The organism is Achromobacter sp. F4_2707 (genome assembly GCF_047501535.1).
Classification (GTDB): Bacteria; Pseudomonadota; Gammaproteobacteria; order Burkholderiales; family Burkholderiaceae_B; genus Yanghanlia.
In genome coordinates this window covers 93,691-114,445 of the sequence record NZ_JAZDRJ010000001.1, presented here as the reverse complement: position 1 = coordinate 114,445, position 20,755 = coordinate 93,691, and the positions used below count along the sequence as shown (strand labels likewise).

General features: G+C 58.7%; 20 protein-coding genes. 12 read left to right on the top strand and 8 right to left on the bottom strand.

Features of this window, described 5'->3' with window-relative positions; genetic code table 11:
• Window positions 1-14: 14 nt before the first annotated feature.
• Together VRY85_RS00560 and VRY85_RS00555 are read right to left on the bottom strand one after the other, a co-directional pair.
• Window positions 15-548, bottom strand: coding sequence for a nucleoside 2-deoxyribosyltransferase (locus VRY85_RS00560; protein WP_414596645.1), 534 nt, complete (start codon window positions 546-548; stop codon window positions 15-17).
• Between the two features lie 11 nt (window positions 549-559).
• Window positions 560-2,059, bottom strand: coding sequence for an AMP nucleosidase (locus tag VRY85_RS00555; RefSeq protein ID WP_414596644.1), 1,500 nt, complete (start codon window positions 2,057-2,059; stop codon window positions 560-562).
• Window positions 2,060-2,197: 138 nt separating this feature from the next.
• On the opposite strand from VRY85_RS00555, the gene VRY85_RS00550 reads away from it, so the two are divergent.
• Both VRY85_RS00550 and VRY85_RS00545 read left to right on the top strand, forming a co-directional pair.
• On the top strand, window positions 2,198-3,127 hold the full coding sequence (locus VRY85_RS00550) for an AEC family transporter (RefSeq protein WP_414596643.1): 930 nt from the start codon (window positions 2,198-2,200) through the stop codon (window positions 3,125-3,127).
• Window positions 3,128-3,302: 175 nt separating this feature from the next.
• On the top strand, window positions 3,303-5,471 hold the full coding sequence (locus tag VRY85_RS00545; RefSeq protein WP_414596642.1) for a malate synthase G: 2,169 nt from the start codon (window positions 3,303-3,305) through the stop codon (window positions 5,469-5,471).
• 111 nt (window positions 5,472-5,582) lie between these two features.
• Here the strand turns inward: VRY85_RS00545 and VRY85_RS00540 are convergent, their stop codons facing one another.
• Window positions 5,583-6,773, bottom strand: a complete 1,191-nt coding sequence (locus VRY85_RS00540) for an acetylornithine transaminase (RefSeq protein WP_414596641.1) — start codon at window positions 6,771-6,773, stop codon at window positions 5,583-5,585.
• Between the two features lie 117 nt (window positions 6,774-6,890).
• Between VRY85_RS00540 and VRY85_RS00535 the strand changes: the two genes are divergently transcribed.
• Entirely contained in the window at window positions 6,891-7,760 is an 870-nt protein-coding gene (locus VRY85_RS00535; RefSeq protein ID WP_414596640.1) for an MOSC domain-containing protein, read from the top strand.
• A gap of 24 nt (window positions 7,761-7,784) precedes the next feature.
• Here VRY85_RS00535 and VRY85_RS00530 read toward each other — a convergent pair whose 3' ends face one another.
• Together VRY85_RS00530 and VRY85_RS00525 are read right to left on the bottom strand one after the other, a co-directional pair.
• Window positions 7,785-8,960, bottom strand: coding sequence for a Y-family DNA polymerase (locus tag VRY85_RS00530; RefSeq protein ID WP_414596639.1), 1,176 nt, complete (start codon window positions 8,958-8,960; stop codon window positions 7,785-7,787).
• Window positions 8,944-9,438: an HIT family protein gene (locus tag VRY85_RS00525; protein ID WP_414596638.1), complete on the bottom strand. Its 495-nt coding sequence runs from the start codon at window positions 9,436-9,438 to the stop codon at window positions 8,944-8,946. The genes VRY85_RS00530 and VRY85_RS00525 overlap by 17 nt, the downstream gene beginning before the upstream one ends.
• Window positions 9,439-9,606: 168 nt before the next feature.
• Between VRY85_RS00525 and dbpA the strand changes: the two genes are divergently transcribed.
• The gene (gene dbpA / locus VRY85_RS00520; RefSeq protein WP_414596637.1) at window positions 9,607-10,983 is read left to right on the top strand and encodes an ATP-dependent RNA helicase DbpA; all 1,377 of its coding nucleotides are present in this window, start codon (window positions 9,607-9,609) and stop codon (window positions 10,981-10,983) included.
• 43 nt (window positions 10,984-11,026) lie between these two features.
• On the opposite strand, the gene VRY85_RS00515 is transcribed toward dbpA, so the two are convergent.
• Entirely contained in the window at window positions 11,027-11,899 is an 873-nt protein-coding gene (locus VRY85_RS00515) for a sulfurtransferase (protein WP_414596636.1), read from the bottom strand.
• The gene (locus VRY85_RS00510) at window positions 11,896-12,885 is read right to left on the bottom strand and encodes a Bug family tripartite tricarboxylate transporter substrate binding protein (RefSeq protein ID WP_414596635.1); all 990 of its coding nucleotides are present in this window, start codon (window positions 12,883-12,885) and stop codon (window positions 11,896-11,898) included. Before VRY85_RS00510 ends, VRY85_RS00515 begins: the two co-directional genes overlap by 4 nt.
• Before the next feature lie 190 nt (window positions 12,886-13,075).
• On the opposite strand from VRY85_RS00510, the gene VRY85_RS00505 reads away from it, so the two are divergent.
• The 6 genes from VRY85_RS00505 to VRY85_RS00480 are packed head-to-tail and all read left to right on the top strand — an operon-like array spanning window position 13,076 to window position 17,479.
• Window positions 13,076-13,714: a GNAT family N-acetyltransferase gene (locus tag VRY85_RS00505; protein WP_414596634.1), complete on the top strand. Its 639-nt coding sequence runs from the start codon at window positions 13,076-13,078 to the stop codon at window positions 13,712-13,714.
• Complete coding sequence (locus tag VRY85_RS00500) at window positions 13,711-15,318, top strand: L,D-transpeptidase family protein (RefSeq protein ID WP_414596633.1); 1,608 nt, start codon at window positions 13,711-13,713, stop codon at window positions 15,316-15,318. Before VRY85_RS00505 ends, VRY85_RS00500 begins: the two co-directional genes overlap by 4 nt.
• Window positions 15,319-15,321: 3 nt before the next feature.
• Window positions 15,322-15,885: a YcbK family protein gene (locus tag VRY85_RS00495; protein ID WP_414596632.1), complete on the top strand. Its 564-nt coding sequence runs from the start codon at window positions 15,322-15,324 to the stop codon at window positions 15,883-15,885.
• The gene (locus VRY85_RS00490; protein ID WP_414596631.1) at window positions 15,873-17,111 is read left to right on the top strand and encodes a CaiB/BaiF CoA transferase family protein; all 1,239 of its coding nucleotides are present in this window, start codon (window positions 15,873-15,875) and stop codon (window positions 17,109-17,111) included. Before VRY85_RS00495 ends, VRY85_RS00490 begins: the two co-directional genes overlap by 13 nt.
• A complete protein-coding gene (locus tag VRY85_RS00485; protein ID WP_414596630.1) occupies window positions 17,108-17,335 on the top strand; it encodes a hypothetical protein in 228 nt (75 codons plus the stop codon). The genes VRY85_RS00490 and VRY85_RS00485 overlap by 4 nt, the downstream gene beginning before the upstream one ends.
• A 6-nt stretch (window positions 17,336-17,341) precedes the next feature.
• Entirely contained in the window at window positions 17,342-17,479 is a 138-nt protein-coding gene (locus VRY85_RS00480; protein ID WP_414596629.1) for a hypothetical protein, read from the top strand.
• A 34-nt stretch (window positions 17,480-17,513) separates the two neighbouring features.
• Here the strand turns inward: VRY85_RS00480 and VRY85_RS00475 are convergent, their stop codons facing one another.
• Entirely contained in the window at window positions 17,514-18,626 is a 1,113-nt protein-coding gene (locus VRY85_RS00475; RefSeq protein WP_414596628.1) for an NADH:flavin oxidoreductase/NADH oxidase, read from the bottom strand.
• Window positions 18,627-18,865: 239 nt separating this feature from the next.
• On the opposite strand from VRY85_RS00475, the gene VRY85_RS00470 reads away from it, so the two are divergent.
• Both VRY85_RS00470 and queG read left to right on the top strand, forming a co-directional pair.
• Complete coding sequence (locus VRY85_RS00470) at window positions 18,866-19,612, top strand: ABC transporter substrate-binding protein (protein ID WP_414596627.1); 747 nt, start codon at window positions 18,866-18,868, stop codon at window positions 19,610-19,612.
• A 47-nt stretch (window positions 19,613-19,659) separates the two neighbouring features.
• Window positions 19,660-20,724, top strand: a complete 1,065-nt coding sequence (gene queG, locus VRY85_RS00465; protein WP_414596907.1) for a tRNA epoxyqueuosine(34) reductase QueG — start codon at window positions 19,660-19,662, stop codon at window positions 20,722-20,724.
• The last annotated feature ends 31 nt before the right edge of the window (window positions 20,725-20,755 follow it).

The following is a 20,755-nucleotide window of genomic DNA, read 5'->3' as shown; positions in this document are numbered from 1 at the left end:
AGGTGTTTGTCAGCTTAGAGGCTAAGTCGTTGGACTTCGTCGATTTCGTGGAGGCAGTCTTCGATGCTGCCGACCACAACGTTGATGGAGCAGGCGAGCATCAGGTTGAGGTTCAAGCCGAAATCTTCGACTGAATAGCCCAGGCTGTCGACGGGGCCGCGCCCGCCCGGGAGGCGCTGTACCGCCAGCTGCTCGACGAGGGAATCCGAGCGGCTGGTGTAGGCCCACACCGGCTTGCCCAGCGCCACGGCATAGCCGACTTCAAAGACCGTGCCGGAATCCGGTTCTGAACCGCGAAACGGGTTGAGGTTGGCTACGACAAGATCGCATTCGCGCAGCACTTCCAAATTATTACGACAAATCCAGCGGGCTTGCTCCTGGGGCGGAAGGTTGCGCGGCACGCGTTTATCCATAGGGTAGCGCCCTTCATAGCCATACTTGTTGCACAGCATCTTGAGCTGTTCGCCGTGAGCCAGGGCATCGGGCCGGAATACATCAAACCCGGCCAGATAAATGGATTGAGGCCGGCCCCATTGTGTGTCGCTCATGTCGCTGCTCCCTACTTGAATGCGGTTTCGATAAAACTGCGCAACTTGCGGGAATGCAGCCTTTCAGGCGGCATGTCACGCAGCTTTTCCAGCGCCCGAATCCCAATACGCAAATGTCGAGAAACCTGCGTATGGTAGAAATCACTGGCCATGCCCGGCAGCTTCAGCTCGCCGTGCAGGGGTTTGTCGGACACGCACAATAAGGTGCCGTAAGGCACCCGGAACCGAAAACCGTTGGCCGCGATGGTGGCCGATTCCATATCGAGGGCAATGGCCCGCGACTGCGACAGGCGCTGCACCGGCTCGTGATGGTCACGCAGTTCCCAGTTGCGGTTATCAATGCTGGCCACCGTACCGGTGCGCATAATGCGTTTCAGTTCCCAATCGGCCAAGCCAGCCACATCGGTAACCGCCTGTTCAAGCGCCACCTGGATTTCCGCCAGCGGCGGCACCGGCACCCACGTGGGCAAGTCGGCATCCAGAACGTGATCATCGCGCACATAGCCGTGCGCCAGCACATAATCGCCCAGCCGTTGTGTGGTTCGCAAACCCGCACAATGCCCCAGCATGATCCATGCCGACGGCCTCAACACAGCCACGTGGTCGGTAATCGTTTTGGCGTTAGACGGCCCGACTCCGATATTGATCAAGGTAATGCCCGTATGGCGGTCACGCATCAAGTGATAAGACGGCATCTGCGGCATGCGAATGGGAGGCGGTCCGCTGACAACACCGTCGGCTCCGGCGGGTGTTATCACATTCCCCGGCTCCACCAAAGCCGTATAGCCGCCTTCACCGCTTTTCAGAACGTCGCGCGCCCATTGGCAGAACTCATCTACGTAGAACTGATAATTGGTAAAGACCACAAAGCTTTGAAAATATTCGGGCGCCGTTGCCGTGTAATGCTGCAGGCGATGCAGGGAATAATCGACCCGTGGCGCGGTGAATGGCGCCAGCGGCAGCGGTTCGCCGCGCCGCCCTTCCCAGGTGCCATTCACAATGGCGTCGTCAGTCACCGCCAAGTCTGGCACATCGAAATGGTCGCGCAAGGCCATACCGCGCGGGTCGTTGCCATACACGCCTTCTACATACTGGCCACCAGTAAAAGAGAAATGCAGGGGAATCGGCAAATCGGATTCGCCGATTTCCACCGGCACGCCATGGTTGCGCACCAACAAACCAATCTGCTCGACCAGATAATCAAAAAACAAACCCGGTTGAGTGATGGTGGTCATGTACGTACCTGGCTCGACCACATGGCCGTACGACAAGCGGCTGTCCACTTCCTGGTATGTATCAACCCGTATGCGTATCGCCGGATAGCAGGCGCGCACCCGATGTTTGGCCGGTAAACCATCTTTCACATAACGCTTGAAACCTTCACGAATGAACGCGGTATTGCGTTCATAGATGTCCACTAATTGCTGAACCGCTTCTTCAGCATCTGTGTATCCCGTGAAGGGAATCAGAGGCGGCTGACTGACCAGCCCAATGCCTTCATCCATTTTCATTCTGTTCTTTGCCGCCAGGCGGCTTCTCAATTCATAGAGCCCGTCTTTGGGATAAGCATAGCCTCGCTTGTGTGACAAACATGGCTGCCGTGACATTTAATTGCTTTAATAATACGTCGCGCTAAATCGAGTCTGAATATGTCCCTGATCCTGGAAGCCGTTTTACCGCTTTTCGCCCTGATTCTGGCGGGCTGGCTGGCGGGCCGGAAGCGGCTGCTGGGGCAGGCCGCCACAGACAGCTTGAACAGCTTTGTCGTCTGGATGGCGCTACCCGCTTTGCTGTTCCAAGCCATGGCGCTAATAAGCTGGGAAGAAATCCGCCAACCGGGCTTTATTGCCGCATCGGCGATTGCCATGGCGGTGGTTTTCGCCCTGTGCTTTCTCGCGGGGCGCAAAGAAGGCCGCCGGTTGGCCGACGCCAGCATTGCCAGCCTGGCCGCTGCTTACGGCAACGCCGGGTATATGGGCATCCCCCTGTGCATCATGGTGCTGGGGGAAGCCAGCCTGCCCGCCGTCATTATCATGACCCTGCTAACAGCTTGCGTGCTGTTTGCCTTCAGCATTGTGCTGGTGGAAACCGACTTGCAGCGTGCTGCCTCGCTGAGCGCCACCTTACGCAAAGTAGGGCTGGCCGTACTGCGTAACCCTCTGGTATGCGCGCCGATTGCCGGGCTGGCGGTTTCGGGCCTGGGTTGGACTCTGCCGCAACCCGTGCTGCAGTTCACCACCTTGCTGGGCGCGGCAGCCAGCCCTTGTGCTTTGGTTACCATCGGCCTGTTTCTCTCGCAAGGCAGTACAAGTCAGCACCGTCATACAGTCTGGCGCATTGTTTCGCTCAAGTTGCTGGTACACCCGCTGCTGGCTTTTGTGCTCGTTACCTGGGTGTTCGACGTACCTCCCATGTGGGCCAGCGCCGCCATTCTGTTAGCCGCCTTGCCCGTAGGAACCGGCCCTTTCATGGTCGCCAAGCTCTACAACCGCGAACCGGCCGTCACCTCAGAGGCCACTCTGCTATCCACCGTGCTATCGGTGCTGACTGTTTCTTTGCTGGTTGGCTGGATCAGCTAATCTTTCCTCAAACACCAATACATACCCAATAACCCAGCCCAAACCGGCCCATCTTTTACTTTTTGTACAAGGTATTGTGACTTGCACGGCGTTGAGAGCGCCCCCATGCCCATAGATAATAGAGACATGCCAAGTGGCCTCGCCATTTTTATTATTTCTCTAACAAGGGCTTACCATGACAGAACGTATTTCCCTCCATCGGCTCCAGGTTTCCAAGGAACTTCATGATTTCATTGAATCCGAAGCCCTACCCGGAACCGGGGTCGATGCCGCCGCGTTCTGGTCTGGCTTCGATGCCATCGCGCACGAACTCACCCCGCGCAACCGCGAGCTTCTAGCACAGCGCGATCAACTTCAGGCACGCCTTGATGAATGGCACCGCGCCAACCCCGGCCCCATTGCCGACGCCGACGCATACGAGAACTTTCTGCGGGAAATCGGCTACCTGCAACCAGAACCCGCCAGCGTATCGCTTGCCACCAACAAGGTTGACGCCGAGTTCTCCCAGCAAGCCGGGCCCCAGTTGGTCGTGCCAGTTACCAATGCCCGCTATGCTCTGAATGCGGCCAACGCGCGTTGGGGTAGCTTGTACGATGCTTTGTATGGCACCGACGCCATTCCCGAAACCGATGGCGCTGAGCGCGCCGGCGGCTACAACCCCGTTCGCGGCGAAAAAGTCATTGCCTTCGCCCGCCGCTTTCTCGACGACAACATTCCCCTGGAAAATGGCTCACATGCCAATGCCACGGGCTACCGCATCGCCGATGGCCGCCTGCAGGTTACGCTGCAAGACGGCACCACGACCACGCTTGCCGATGCCTCCCTGTTGCAAGGGTATCGCGGCGCTCCCGACGCCCCCGAAGCCATTGTGTTCCGCCACCACGGCCTGCACTTCGAGGTGCAGATCGACCGCAACCACCCCATTGGCAGCCAAGATGCTGCAGGCGTGAAGGACGTTGTTCTGGAAGCGGCGGTCACCACCATTATCGATTGCGAAGACTCCGTCGCCACCGTCGATGCCGAAGACAAAACCCTGGCCTACCGCAACTGGCTGGGCCTGATGAAAGGCGACTTGTCCGAGCCGGTAGAAAAGGGCGGTAAAACCTTCAACCGCACACTCAACCCGGACCGCACTTACACCGGTCTGGACGGCGCTGAACACGCCCTGCCCGGCCGATCCCTCATGCTGGTGCGTAATGTCGGCCACCTCATGACCAACCCCGCCATCTTGCTGGAAGACGGCAGCGAGATACCGGAAGGCATCATGGACGCCGTGGTGACGTCGCTGATCGCCATCCACGATCTCCAGCGCCGTCAGAACTCACGCGCCGGGTCGGTCTACATCGTCAAGCCGAAAATGCACGGCCCCGACGAGGTCACCTTTGCCAACGAGCTGTTCACCCGTGTAGAAGACATGTTGGGCCTGGAGCGCAATACGCTCAAAATGGGCATCATGGACGAAGAGCGCCGCACCAGCGTCAACCTCAAAGCCTGCATTGCCGCCGCCCGCGAGCGCGTCGCCTTCATCAACACCGGCTTCCTCGACCGCACCGGCGACGAAATGCACACTTCTATGGAAGCAGGCCCCATGGTGCGCAAGGGCGACATGAAGCGCACCGCCTGGATCGACGCCTACGAGCGCAACAACGTTCAAACAGGCCTGGCTTGCGGCCTGCGCGGCCATGCACAGATCGGCAAGGGCATGTGGGCCATGCCCGACCTCATGGCTGATATGCTGGAACAGAAAATCGGCCATCTGAAGGCAGGCGGCAACACCGCCTGGGTTCCTTCACCTACTGCCGCGACACTGCATGCCTTGCATTATCACCAAGTGGATGTCCAGGCCATTCAGCTTTCCATGGAAGGCAGCAACGAGCCGCTGCTGCGCGGCATCCTGACCGTGCCGGTCGCCACCGACACCAACTGGTCTGCGGAAGAAATCCAGCAAGAACTCGACAACAATGCACAAGGCATACTCGGATATGTTGTGCGCTGGATCGACCAAGGCGTGGGCTGCTCCAAGGTGCCGGACATCCACGACATCGGCCTGATGGAAGACCGCGCTACCTTGCGCATTTCCAGCCAGCACATGGCTAACTGGCTGCGCCACGGCATCGTTACCGAGGAACAGGTGATGGAAACCATGCAGCGCATGGCTGCCGTGGTGGATCGCCAGAACGCCGGCGACCCGCTTTACAAGAACATGGCGGGCAACTTTGAGACTTCCGTTGCTTTTAAAGCGGCTTGCGACCTCGTATTCAAGGGCCTGGAACAGCCTAACGGCTACACCGAGCCTCTGTTGCACAAATGGCGCCAGGTGGCCAAAGCCAACGCCACGGCCTAAGCACTCCGCCACACGTGGGGCCGGGGCACAAACCCCCGGCAATAAAAAAAGCCTGTGTCACAGCTTCCCAGCATGTGACACAGGCTTTTTACAATGCAACGAATACTGCGGCTATTTGCGTACCTGAGCGATGATCTCGTCCAGACGCGCAAGCGTCCAAGCCACTTCTTCTTCGGTCACGTTCAAAGCGGGCATGAAACGCAGCAAGTTGGGGCGCGGCGCATTCAGCAGTAGGCCTTCCGGCGTGCGGGCCATGGCGGCCTGCACAATGGCCGGGCCTTCGTCGCGGTCCAGCATCAAAGCACGCAACAAGCCCGAGCCGCGCTCACCTTTCAAGCCCCATTTTTCCGAGAGAGCCAGCAAGCCCTCGGACAACTGCTGGCCACGCTGGCGAACGCTTTCGAGAAAGCCATCAGCCATGAGTTCGTCGAACACAGCAGTGCCTACGGCTGTCATGAGCGGGTTGCCGTTATAGGTGCCGCCCTGATCGCCATGAGCGAAGCAGGACACCGATTCGCGGGCGCACAGCGCCGCCAACGGTACGCCGCCGCCAATGCCTTTGCCTAGTGTCATGATGTCGGGCTCGATGCCGGATTGCTCGTAAGCGAACATCGTGCCGGTACGCCCGAAGCCAGTCTGCACTTCATCGACAATCAGCAGCAGGCCGTGTTCGTCGGCCAACGCGCGCAAGCCCTGCATGAACTCGCGTGTGGCCGGCATCACCCCAGCTTCACCCAAAACAGGCTCAAGCATAATGGCTACGGTTTCGTCGTCGATGTGCGCCTTCACGGAATCCAGATCGTTCAGCACAGCCTTGGGGAAACCCGGCACCTGAGGCGCGAACAAAGTATCCCAGCCTGCTTTGCCCGACGCCGACATGGTGGCCAACGTACGCCCATGGAAGCTGTTTTCCATGGTGATGATTTTGTACGCACCCTTGCGGTTCAACTGCCCCCATTTGCGAGCCAGCTTAATAGCCCCTTCGTTGGCTTCCGCCCCGCTATTGGCGAAAAACACCCGGTCGAAACACGATGCCCCCGTAATGCGCTTTGCCAAAGCCATGGACGGCCCATTGAAGTAAGCGGGCGACGGGTTGATAATCTGCCCTGCCTGTTCTTCCAGCGCTCGTCGGACGGAAGGCGGGCAATGCCCCAGACTGTTGACGGCCCAGCCCTGGATGAAGTCCATATAGCGCTTGCCGTTGTGGTCTTCGATCCACGAACCTTCGCCGCGCACAAACACCAGTTCCGGACGCGCGACGATATCCATCAGCGCATTCATCCCCGCCCGATCAAATTCCATATCAATTTCCTGTAACAATAAGAATAGCCACCAAATTGTGGCGCCGGACAAAATTTTAGCGCGGGCGCGCTATCATGCCGGAGTCGAGTCATAAGGCCCCCCTGGAATGAGACCCCGATGACCATCAGCATCCTCTCCTTGCACACTTATCCTGTCAAGTCCTGCGGCAGCATCACCCACACTCAGGTGGGCGTATCCGCAACAGGTCTGGCGCATGACCGCGAATGGGTGGTGGTGGATAGCAGCGGCAACTTCATGACACAGCGCACCCGCCCGGAAATGGCACTGATCCAGCCTTCGCTCGATGCGACCGCCTTGTTCCTGAACGCACCCGACATGCCCACCCTGCGCATTAGCCTGCAACACTCTGAATCTTCAGTTCCTCCTGTTCCCATCCGCATCTGGGATAGTGGAACTCTTGGTCAGGACGAAGGCGATATGGCCGCCCGCTGGCTCAGCGACTACCTCGGCCAGCCCTGCCACCTCGTTCGGGTGCACCAATACGCCCGCCGCCTCGCAGACCCTGAGCGGGTGGCACTCTGGCAGCAGCGCAACCCGGTCCAAACGGAGTTCCCCAACGAGCACCTCGTAGGGTTTGCGGATGGCTTCCCCCTACTAATCACCAATCAAGCTTCACTGGAAGACCTCAACCATCATCTCGCCGCCCGTGATCACCCACCCATCGGGATGAACCGCTTTCGGCCAAATATAGTTATTCAGGGCTTGGCCGCCTATGAAGAAGATTACGTCAGCCACTTGCAACTGGGAGACCTAACCTTCGCCTTGGTCAAGCGTTGCACGCGATGCAGTATGCCGAACGTGGACCCGGCAACGGCCGAATTCGGCAACGAGCCCATGACTACGCTGCGCAGCTATCGGAACTTCGAAGCGGGCATTCTTTTTGGCGTGAATGCGGTCATGGCGGGTGCACGAGAAGATACCGTGCTCAGCGTGGGTGATCGACTCGAAGCGGTACTCGATCTCTAAGGGCGACGCCTGGCGCTCAGCAGCTCAAGAGAACAGATCCAGCTGCAAGTCGTGGGGTTCCAGACTGTCGTCTCCCTTGCCAGGCAGGGCCAGGGCCCCAACCCGCACGCCGAGCAAACGCAGCCTGCGCTCCATGGGGATGCGTTTCAAACACAGGCCTGCAGCCTGACGAATAGCAGGCGCTTCTGTAATCGCCTGCGGCAAGGTCAAGTCTCGGGTCACGGTACGAAAATCCTCGAATCTCACCTTCACGCCTATGGTGCGCCCCGCCAGCGATTTACGGCTGAGGTCGTCAGCCACGCGCTCGCACAGGCCATCCAGGATTCGGCCCAGCTCCACCCGGTCGCGCTGCACGTGTAAATCGCGTTCAAAGGTGGTTTCCCGGCTGACCGATTTGGGGGTGGATTCCACGACTACGGGGCGATCATCCCGGCCATGGGCCGCTTCCAGCAACCAATGCGAGTAACGTTCGCTGAATTGCGTGACCAGCACATGCAACGGCGTGCCTGCGAGCTCACCAATGGTGTGTATGCCCATTTCGCCCAACCTTGCCTGAGCCTTGGGGCCAATGCCATTGATGCGGCCCACCGGCAGCGGCCAGATACGCGCTTGCAGATCACCTTCGCCAATCAGGGTGATGCCATCCGGCTTATCGAGGTCAGACGCGATCTTGGATAACAGCTTATTCGGTGAAATTCCGATAGAACAGCTTAAGCCTGTCGCCTCACGCACCGCAGTTTTCAAGGCATGCGCCAGCGATAAGCTGTCCTGCTCAAGGCCGGTCAGGTCCAGATAGATTTCATCGATCCCGCGATCTTCTATCTGTGGGGCGATGCACGCCACTGCCTCTTTGAAACGGCGCGAATATAAGCGGTACTGCGTGAAATCAGCAGGCAGCAAAATGGCATCTGGTGCCAGCCTGGCCGCCTTCATCAGCCCCATGGCGGAATGCACGCCCAAGGCCCGCGCTTCGTACGTAGCGGTGGTGATTACCCCTCGGCCGACATAGTCACCCAAACGAGAGTACAAGCGCGTGCCATCGGGCGCCACCCCGGGCCGCGTAGCGCTGCGGCCACCGATCACCACCGGCAGGCCGCGCAATTCCGGGTAGCGCAGCAACTCCACCGATGCATAGAAGGCATCCATATCCAGATGCGCGATGCGGCGCTCCTGATTTTCGTTGCTACATCGTAGTGACATTGTGTTCTAACTGTGCGCTGATGTCGGCCACCGTCTGGCGCAACTCATCGTCGTCAACGCGAGGGGCCAAGCGAAAGCTCAACGGCTGCTGCTCGATATAAATGGGCGACGTAATGTCGGTTTTTTCATGCATGGGCACCACATGGGCATGCACATGTGAAACATCCGTTCCTGTGAACAAGAAGGCCACCCGTTCCACGCCGTAAAGTTTTTTCATCCCTTTGCCCAAACGCTGCCCCAACTGCACAATGGCGGCGGCCAGTTCGGGCGGCAAATCGTCGTAATAGTCGTGGTGCGATTTGGGAATAATGAGCACGTGGCCGGGCCGGATCGGCATAATATCCAGAAACGCCTTGATCTGATCATCTTCATACACCACATGGGCAGGGATTTCACCTGCGGCGATGCGGCAGAAAATGCAGTGTTCATGGTTCTGTTGGTTCACGACGTTCTCAGACGACTCAGACCCGATACTCATAATAGTCTCTTCCTTTTAGGGTTACGGTTGCAGAATGCCCCACACGGGAGCGGTGCAGCATGATCATCGCATAAACCGTTATGCAGGTCAGATTATGGCGGGTGAGCGCACCTGACGGCAGGGCTGATCGGCTAGACTATTCCATTCAACTTTGCATGGCCTGAATCCGTGACCTCATCCGCTTTTTCCACCCTGCCGCTCCACCCGGCTCAACTCGATAACCTGGCACAACTGGGTTACGCCGCCATGACGCCAATTCAGGAGCAAAGCCTGCCGCTTATCCTGGCAGGCCGAGACCTCATTGCGCAGGCCAAAACAGGCAGTGGCAAGACGGCAGCGTTCGGCCTGGGCATTTTGCATCGTCTGAACCCGGAACGCCGTTCCGTTCAAGCACTGGTCATCTGCCCAACACGAGAGCTTTCTGAACAAGTCGCCACCGAACTGCGGCGCCTCGCGCGCGCCGCCGGCAATATCAAAGTGCTGACGCTGACCGGCGGCGCCCCGGCTAAGCCTCAAGTGGAATCGCTGGCTCACGGCGCTCACATTATTGTGGGTACGCCCGGCCGCTTGCTGGACCACATGGATCGCGCCAGCCTCGATTTATCCACCGTGCATACGTTGGTGCTCGACGAGGCCGACCGAATGGTCGACATGGGTTTCTTCGCCGATGTTCTGGAAATTGCCAATGCTTGCCCTCCAGAGCGGCAAACCCTGCTGTTTTCGGCCACCTATCCCGACACCATCAGCCGGGATGCCGACCTGCTGCTAAAACAGCCAGAAATGGTCAAAGTCGATGCCGTACATGAAGCGGGCCAGATTCAACAATATTTCTACGAGATTGAAGAGGCCAGGCGTTTCGAAGCCGCGGCAGCGCTCTTGCAATACTTCCAACCAGAATCCGCCCTGCTGTTCTGTAATACCAAGGCGGCCTGTGCAGATCTGGCAGCCTATCTCGCCCACGAGGGCTTCAGCGCCCTGGCCCTGCATGGTGATAAAGAACAGCGCGATCGCGACGATGTGCTGGCCCAGTTCGCCAACCAAAGCTGCAATGTGCTGGTAGCCACCGATGTCGCCGCACGTGGGTTGGACATCCCCGCCCTTCCCATGGTGATGAACGTGGAGCTGGCGCGTGACGCTTCCGTGCATATCCACCGGATTGGCCGCACCGGGCGCATGCAAGAACGCGGGCTGGCCCTAAGCCTGTGCAGCGCAGATGAAAAACATGTCGCGGCCCGAATTGAGAAGCATCAGGATCAACCGCTGGACTGGCAAGCCCTACCGCGCCTCAAGGCAGGAACGCGGCCTGCCCGGGCGCCTATGAGAACCTTGCTGGTGTTGGGCGGTAAAAAGGCCAAATTACGCCCCGGTGATTTGCTGGGCGCCCTCACCGGCGATGGGGGGCTGACACGCGAGCAGGTCGGCAAAATCAGCATCACCGATCAAGTCTCGTATGTGGCACTTGACCGCAATATCGCCCACCGCGCCTTCCCCCGGCTACGCGAAACCCCGATTAAGGGCAAGATGCAGCGCATGAAGCTGCTGTAAAAGCAGCGGGGCGCGGTTTACCCGGCCCCCGTATCACCCTAGCTCAGCAGGTCATTGGCAAGTCGGGGTTAGCCGACCATTCCAGCAAGGAATTGTCGTAAAGGCTTAGGTTGACCCAACCCGCCCTCAACAGGCACAAGTATGTGTTGGACGCCGCCAGCCCGCCCCCGCAATACGTAATAATGGGAGTATTGGGGTCTTCTGGCACGCCTGCCGCAATAGCGGCCTCGCGAACAGCTGCCGGCGCCAGGAAGCGGCCCTCCTCATGCATGGCCCCAGCGGGTAGAGATAGGCTGCCCGGAATACGGCCCGGCCGCCCATAGTGGGGCGAGTTCGGGTCTCCCACAAACTGTGCTGCCGACAATGCGTTCACCAACACAGCCTCTCCGTTCAGGGCCCGCTGCACAGCCGCAGCATCGGCTAGGCAAGCAGGCGTGAAATCCTCCGGCCCCCAGTTAGTCGCGGGCCAGGACACTTCTACCGCATCCAGCGGCAAACCCAACTGCTGCCAGTACTCCAGCCCGCCATCCAGAACAGAGACTCGCTCCACGCCCATGCTATGTAGCACCCACCACGCCCGAGTCACGATATTCGGGTGCCGCGCTCCGTAAAGCACCAGATGGTCATCCGGCGCAATGCCACTGCGGCTGAGCAAGGCAGCCAGTTCACTGGCTGCAGGCCGCGTAAATGGATAACACGCTTCTTGAGCGGAGAAATCCTCAACCAAGTCCCAATGCACGGAACCCGGCAAATGCGCCTGCGCCCAATGTGACCGGGCAGAAGTCATGGTGGAAGCGCCTACAGGGTTGGGCTGCATCCACGTGGAGCAATCCACGATGCGTACACCCGGCTTTCCCAGCCGGGCCGCCAGCCACTGCGGGCTGACAACCAAAGCGTCATGATCGATTTCGTTCATTGGATCTGAATACCAGCGTCTTGAATAACCTCGCCCCATTTAACAAGATCTTCGCGTACATCAGCGGCAAACTTCTCGGGGGTACTGTAGCGCAGCCCTAAGCCTCGCGCACTGAATGCTTCCGCCGTTTCCGGTGCTTCTGAGATCTCGCGCCATGTGGCATTTACCCGCTCAATGACCGCTTCAGGCGTACCCGCGGGTGCAACCAGCCCTTGCCAGTTGGCGAACAGAAATTCATCCACTCCTTGTTCCACCGCAGTGGGAACCTCGGGAACCACAGACCAACGCTCAGGCTCGGCAATCGCCAACGCCCGGATCTTGCCTGCTTGAATCTGGCTGGTTAGCGCAGCCGCCGTATCAAAAGCCACATCCACCTGCTTGCCCAGAATGGCTGTCACCGCGGCGGCGCTCCCCGCGTAGGGAACGTGAAGAATATCGGTGCCCGTCAGAGACTTAAAGTATTCACCCGCCACGTTGCAGCCCGAGCCGGGGCCGCAAGAGGAATAATTCAAGGCGCCCGGTTCCTTCTTGGCTTGATCGATCAACTGAGTGAGCGACTGCAAGGGAGAATCCGCCGGCACGGCAACGAAGTAGAAGATAGAGGCCACTTGGGTGATGAATGCAAAATCATCGTTCGGGGAGAAATCCACATTCTCATTCAGGTGGGGCAACATGGTGAGCTGGTTGTTAGGTGCCAGCATCAGCGTATAGCCATCGGCTTCGGCTTGCAGCAAGGCGCGCGCGCCCACCAGCGTGCCCGCACCCGGCACATTACGCACAATGACTGGCTGCCCCAGTCGATCACTCAACCTCTCGCTCACCAAGCGCCCAATGGTGTCGGCACCGCCTCCGGCTGGGTAAGGCACAATCAACGTAACGGGCTTTTCGGGCCAGGCAGCTGAAACAGCCTGACTGGCGGCCAGAAGAAGGGCCCCAGCAATGCCGGAAAAAATCTTTTTGCTCAAAGAGCGGGGTGCAGCGAACATCTTGGAAATATCTCCAATGTTGAAACATTAAGGAGGACGTAGTCTAACGGAAGCCAGCCAGGCGTCGCATAATGACGCTATATTTTTTGGCTATATGCTTACCTAGTTACTTAACACCAGCCCTTGACGCTGCCACTTCGCTACCCACATCGCATAAACTCGACTGTCGGACCTTACTCGGAAACACGCCATGCCTCCGCAGCCACACCCGACACGCCTTCCCTCTGTCAGCACAGCGCATCCCCCCATTCAACCTGTCACGCTGACAGGGCAGCATGTTGAGTTGGTACCACTGGCTTTAGAGCACGAAAAGGGGTTGATCGAGGCGGTAAAGGACGGCAAGCTCTGGGAACTCTGGTACACGCTCATCCCCCGTCCTGAAGATATGAAAGCCGAAATCGAGCGTCGACTGGGGTTGCAAAGGGCGGGCAGCATGTTGCCTTTCACCGTCATCGAGACCGCCAGCGGCCGTATCGCCGGGATGACCACCTATATGAATATCGACGCCGTCAGCCCGCGTGTGGAAATCGGCTCAACCTGGTATGCACAGAGTGTTCAGAAGACGCCTTTGAACACCGAAGCCAAACTCCTGCTGCTGGGCCACGCCTTCGAACACCTGCACTGCCTGGCGGTGGAGTTCCGCACTCACGCCTTCAACCATCGCAGCCGCCGCGCCATCGAACGCTTGGGTGCCAAACTGGATGGCGTCCTGCGCAACCACCAGCGTTCGCCCAACGGCACGCTACGCGACACCTACGTGTACAGCATTATCAACAGCGAATGGCCTACCGTACGCGCACACTTACAAGGGAAGCTCGACCGACCATGACTACACTCCGGCGTGTTGCCACCCTGTTTTTCAATTTAATCGCAGCCTGTGCGCTACACACCCCGGCAACAGCCTTGGGCCAAAGCACTGAAACGGCGCCAGTGCTCCGGGAATCTGTGGTCGAAACCATCGCACCCAAGCCCGACATGCCTTCCTGGTTTGTCGACGCTAAACCGTCAAGCGACGTATGGGTGGCGCTGGACACTCTGGCCAATGCCGCATCGCAAGGCCTGAACCCGCAGGATTACCGAACCCAGGCGCTGGCCAGGGGCTTTCTGCAAGCGGCGGAAAACGGGGCACCCCCCGATACAGAAGCTCAGTTGAACGCCGACCTGAGCGCTGCGCTTGAACACTACCTGCTGGATATGAACCATGGCCGGCTGAGCCCGGAAACGCTCAAACACCGGTTCAAGGCACCGCGTACACAACGCTTCGACGCCTACAACTATCTGGTTCAAGCCCGCCTGAGCGGCCGCCTGTCCGACGCCCTGGCAGAAGCCCAACCAAAAATCCCCATGTACGAAGCGATACGCTCAACCATGCTGGAATATCAGGCCATGAGCGATCACCCCGCATGGAACACGCCGTTGCCGGCTCTCCCCGCGCGCTCGCTCAAACCGGGGGAAAGCTATGAAGGCCTGGAGTTGATCGCCGCACGGCTAGCCGCTTTAGGAGACCTGCCGGAAGATTTTGTGCCGGGCGAACGCTATGACAACGAGCTCGTGTTCGCCGTCCTCCAGTTCCAGACACGCCACGGCTTGGAAGCCGACGGCCTGATTGGCCCGGCCACTCTGGAACAACTGAATGTGTCGCCCGCTCAGCGGGTAGAACAAATGGCGCTGACGCTTGAACGCCTGCGCTGGACACCGCTGCTGTACGGGCCACGAATGATTGTGGTCAACGTACCGGAGTTCGTTTTGCGGGCCTATGAACAGCAAGGGGAGCGTATCGAGCTCGACCTGGAAATGCGGGTCATCGTGGGCCGCGCTCTCGACACACGCACACCCATCTTCCTGGAAGAAATGCGCTTTATCGAGTTCAGCCCGTATTGGAACGTACCTTCCTCTATTGCTCGCGGCGAAACACTGCCCCGCCTGCGCCGCGACCCCGCTTATTTTGCCCAGCAAGGGTTTGAGTTCGTCAGCAAAGACGGTTCCGTCATCACCACTCTGTCGGGCGAAGCCATTGATGCGGTGCAACGGGGCGAATGGCGTATACGCCAGCGCCCGGGCCCGAGCAACGCCTTGGGCGACATTAAATTCATTTTCCCCAACGACCAAAACATCTATTTGCACCACACCCCGGCCCCGCAGCTGTTTTCCCGCTCGCGGCGCGACTTCAGCCATGGCTGCATCAGAATCGAGCAGCCCGTGGAGCTTGCCAGCTTCGTTTTACAGAATCAGGCCGGATGGGACACCGCTCGTATCGAACAGGCGATGAGTCGCGGAACCTCTCGTACCCTGCGTCTCGATGAGCCCATCCCCGTTCTGATCACCTACAGTACCGTTGTTGTCAAAGATGGTGGTAAGGTGTACTTTTTCCCAGATATTTATCAGCAGGATGCTCGCCTGAACCAAGCCCTGCGCAGCGCGCGTCCGTCTTAACCCATGACAAACAAGCCCAACCTCACGCGCCGACGTCTGCTGTCGGCAGCATCAGGCAGTGCCATTTTCTGCGCTTTCCCCACGGTTGCCAAAGCCATCACACTAGGCCGTTCAACGGAACGCGACCTGGCCATGGACCACACCCATACGCACGAAAAAATCGAACTGACCTACGCCATTGGCCGCCAATATGTGCCTCAGGCTCTAAACCACCTGAACCACTTTCTGCGCGACCATTATTCCGGGCTCGTCGGCGTGATGGACCCGGCCCTGTATGACATCATGCATGCGCTGCAAACCTCACTACAGGTCAGGTCGCCCTACCAGATTATTTCCGGCTACCGGGCGCCTCACACTAACGAACGCCTGCGCACCACGCGCGGTGGAGGCGTGGCCCGCCGCAGTCTGCACATGGACGGCAAGGCTGTTGACTTGCGCATACCGGGCGTGCCCCTGAAAGAATTGCGCGACGCAGCTCTGGAACTGGCACGCGGCGGGGTGGGCTACTACCCTGGCAGCAATTTCATTCACATCGACACTGGCAAAGTGCGTTCATGGGCTGGCTGAAAATGGACAACACCCCTATCCTTCCTCTGGATCACATCACGGTTCTCGACCTCAGCCATGCACTTGCCGGGCCCCATTGCACCACCATGCTCGCCGACTACGGAGCAAATGTCATCAAGGTTGAACCGCCCAGCGGAGATATCTCCCGGGCCTGGGGCGACCCGATGGAAAATGGCCAAAGCGATTACTTTGTCAGCCTGCATCGCAACAAAAAAAGCATCGTCCTCGACCTCAAGACCGACACAGGGCGAGATATCCTGTTGTCTCTGGTCGAAAAAGCAGATGTCGTCGTAGAAAACTTCCGCGTAGGCGTGCTAAACCGGCTTGGCGTAGGCTACGAAGCCATGCGCAAGCGCAACCCTAAGATTGTGTTCTGCTCGATTTCGGGGTTCGGTCAGGATGGCCCATACCGTGACCGCCCGGCGCTTGACCTCATCCTGCAAGCAGAAGCCGGCCTGATCAGCATTACGGGTAGCGCAGACGGCGAACCCGCCCGGGCGGGGATATCCATCGCCGACCTTGCAGCGGGGATGAATGCCGCCTTCGCCATCATGGTTGCCCTGCAAGCCCGTGACCGCACCGGCGAAGGTCAGCACATCGACCTCTCCATGCTGGAAAGCCAGCTTTCGTTGTTGGGCATTATGGTTGCTAACTACTGCAACACCAACGACATGCCACGCCCCTGGGGCACGGCATACAAAGCCATCGTGCCTTACCAGACATTTAAAACCCAGACCCGCGATATTGCCCTGGCTATCGGTTCGGAAAAACTCTGGAAGGCATTCTGCACCTGCATGTCTTTACAGGAACTCTGCGACGACCCGCGTTTTGCCACGAATGCGGCTCGCGTTAAAAACCGCGAAACACTCGTCCCCCTTCTGCAAGAAGCCTTTTACCAGCGGCCTTACGAAGAATGGGAAGCACTGCTTCTGGCAGGCGGAATTCCTGTGGGCGCCATCAACGATTTTGGTGAGGTCATCAATCACCCGCAAGTTCTCGCACGAGATGCGCTGGTCGAGGTTGAGCACCCGGTGGCTGGGAAAGCGCGTATTATCGGCGTGCCCGCACGGCTGGGCTCTACGCCCGGCTCGATTCGCACGCCATCGCCAACGCTTGGTGAACATACCCGCGAGACCCTGGCTAATATGCTTGGATTTTCTGAAACCGAACTGGATGCCCTGGAATCTGAAGGCGCCATTCACTCACCCTTAGTCACCCACTCATGAACACCAATAAACCTGACCAGGTAGAAATCATCGACGTCATCGATTCCGAAACCACAAAATCGATGAAAACCTACAGCATGATTGTGTACGGCTTGTACACCCTGGGCCTATTCCTGGGCGGTTTGCCCACCCTGATCGGCCTGATCATGGCCTATGTGAAGCGCAAGGATTTCGGGGGCACCATCTACAGTGAACACATGAACCTGCTCATTCGCACATTCTAGTTCTCATTGTTGTTCTCGTTAATCGGCGTAATTACCACTTGGCTGTATATCGGCTTTGTCATCCTGTTTGCTGTCGGCGTCTGGTATGTATACCGTCTGGTGCGCGGCTTTGTACGCATGCACGATGGAAAGGGCGCCTGGTAAGGCTGCATCGCTGCATTAACCAAGCGCCCTAATCTCACCCTTGCTGGGTGAAAAGCTCTCGGAACTGGCGCGGTTGGCAGCGTAAAAATTGGGGTGCAACGCCAATCGTTTCACCAAAATAAGCCGCCGCGTGCCAGGGCCAACGTGGGTCATACAGCACCGTGCGCGCCAACGCCACAAGGTCGGCGTCGCCGGTTGATACGATGGCTTCCGCCTGCTCGAAATCCGTAATCAGGCCCACGGCAACAACTGGAATACTCACAGCCTCCTTAACCGCACGCGCCAGCGGCACCTGATAGTTCGGGCCAATGGGGATGTTCTGCCCCGCATCCAGCCCACCGCTGGAAACGTGAATCGCTGCACAACCCCGGCTTTCCAGCGCTTTAGACAACTCGATGGTCTGTTCAATATCCCAGCCGCCAGACTCCACCCAATCCGTGCCTGACACACGAACGCTGACGGGAAGATCTGCGGTAAAGGCTTCGCGCACGGCATCAAACACTTCAAGTGGAAACCGCATGCGATTCTCCAGCGAACCGCCATACTCGTCCGTACGCTGATTAGAAAGGGGAGAGAGAAACTCGTGCAGCAGATAGCCATGGGCGGCATGAACCTGCACTGCGTCGAAACCCAACCGCGCGGAACGCCGTGCGGCGTCCGCAAACGCCTCACGCACCCGCTTCAGTTCGCTTTTATCCATGGCAACCGGAGGGTTGTCGCTGGCATTGAACGGCAGTGCTGACGGCGCAATGGTCTGCCAGCCGTTGCTGTCCTGCGGCGCCAGTTGCCGGCCGCCTTTCCAGGGCAAATCGCTCGACGCCTTGCGGCCCGCGTGCGCCAGCTGAATGGCAATCGGCATGTCTGACCAGCGGCGCACGCCTTCCAGCGTGCGGCCCAGCGCGGCTTCGCACTCATCCGAATACAAGCCAACGTCGCGATAACTGATACGCCCTTCCGGGCTCACCGCCGTCGCCTCAATCGTCAACAGACCCGCGCCCGACAAGGCAAGATTTCCAAGATGAATCAGATGCCAATCTGTAGTTTTTCCATCCTCCGCCGAGTACTGGCACATGGGCGCGATGACGATACGATTCTTCAGGCTCAGGCCACCGACATCAAAAGCAGAAAACAACTTGGTGCGACTCATAGAAACATCCTATTCAAATTCAAAATTTGCCCGCTTGACCCCGCCATGAGGAACGGGGCGGGTGCACAGGCGCGTGGTCAACCAAAAGATGCTACGCCACATTAGCCCCAGAGCAAAATCGAAAAAGGCACAAGCCCATATTGAGGCTGGGTTGATCTTAAACGGCGGCAGGAAACCTCGGCTACTATGATCGGTACCTCAAACATAAGCCTGCATTCTTGTCCCATGTGGGAATTCTTATGACACTCAATACCGACATAAAAACAGTCTTTGCACCAAACGGCGTATTGCGCGCAGCCATCAACGTGGGCAACCCGATTCTCGCGCGCGAGGATGCCTCTGCCGACGGCGCAAGCGGCGTATCTGTTGATCTGGCGCGAGCCCTTGCCACACGTTTAGGCGTGCCATTGGAACTTGTGGTGGTGAAGGCAGCCGCGCGTTCTGTACAGGTAATTGAAGAAAACCATGCTGATGTGGGTTTCTTCGCCATTGACCCGGTGCGCGGGGCCAACATTGCTTTCACGGCCCCCTATATCTTGATCGAGGGGGCTTACCTGGTCGCCGAGTCATCCCCCCTTCAAGACAATCGCCAGGTGGATGCGCCAGGCCACCGCGTGGTCGTGGGCCAGGGCAGCGCCTACGACCTGCACCTCAGCCGCGAGCTTCAGCATGCGCAGATTGTCAGGGCGCCGACTTCCCCGGCCGTATTCGACGTGTTTGTCGAACAAAGCCTGGAAGTCGCTGCTGGTGTCCGCCAGCAACTGGAGGCCAGCGCCCACAAACACAAGGGCTATCGGATGTTACCCGGCAGGTTCATGGTGATCCGCCAGGCGATGGGGGTGCACAAGTCTCGCGGAGAACACGCAGCACGTTATCTGGCTGAGTTTGTAGAAGAAATGAAGACATCAGGCTTCGTTGAGGAAGCGCTGAAACGCCATGGCATTACAGGCGCATCAGTGGCGCCTGAGCAAGACACAGGATCATGACGCCTCCCTCCCCCACACGCACCGACAGCAGCCAATGGATACACCAGATCCGCGCCTGGGCGCGGGGGCTGGGTTTTTCCCAGATCGGGGTGGCATCGGTGGATTTATCCTCGGCAGAGCCGGGGTTGCTGCAGTGGCTCGCGCACGGCTACCACGGTGAAATGCACTATATGGAACAGCACGGTCTGAAGCGTGCGCGTCCGAGCGAACTGGTGCCGGGAACGGTCAGCGTCATTACGGCACGTATGCCGTATCTGCCACGCGGCACCGCACCTGACTGGCAGGAACGCGAGCGGGCCCGTTTAGATAATCCAAGTGAAGGCGTAGTTTCTCTCTACGCCCGAGGCCGCGACTATCACAAGGTTGTGCGGGGGCGGCTACAGAAGCTGTGCAAACAGATTGAGGAACTGGTCGGCCCGTTCGGCTACCGCGTCTTTTCCGATTCTGCCCCGGTGCTGGAAGGGGAACTGGCCAGCCGCAGCGGTCTGGGCTGGCGCGGCAAGCATTCTCTGGTGCTGTCGCGCGAGGCAGGGTCGATGTTCTTTCTGGGCGAAATCTTTGTGGATTTCGCACTCGACCCTAGCGATGCGGTGAGTGCGCATTGCGGCAACTGCAGTGCCTGTATTGATGTCTGCCCCACGGGCGCCATCCTTGCGCCGGGCATAGTCGATGCGCGCCGCTGCATTTCCTACCTCACCATAGAAAAGCACGGCTCCATCCCTGAGGAGCTGCGCCCGCTAATGGGCAATCATATTTATGGCTGCGACGACTGCCAGACAATCTGCCCTTGGAATAAATTTGCCCAGCCCACGGAACTGCCGGACTTCGATGAACGTGAACCGCTGGTGGGCCGCCGGCTGGTAGAGTTATTTGCCTGGGATGAACCCACATTTCTCAAACGTACCGAAGGGGGGCCGATACGGCGTATCGGCCACGAGCGCTGGCTGCGCAATATTGCCGTGGCCCTGGGCAACGCATTGCGCCAGGCCGACGCCACACAGGCTGAGGAACTTAGCGCAGCCCTGCTTAGCCGCGCCGACGATGAAAGCGCTGTGGTGCGGGAACACGTTGCCTGGGCGCTGGCGCAAGGGGAAGCCGAGTCGGAAATCTGATTTGGTGAACCGACAACATTGAGCGCTTCCC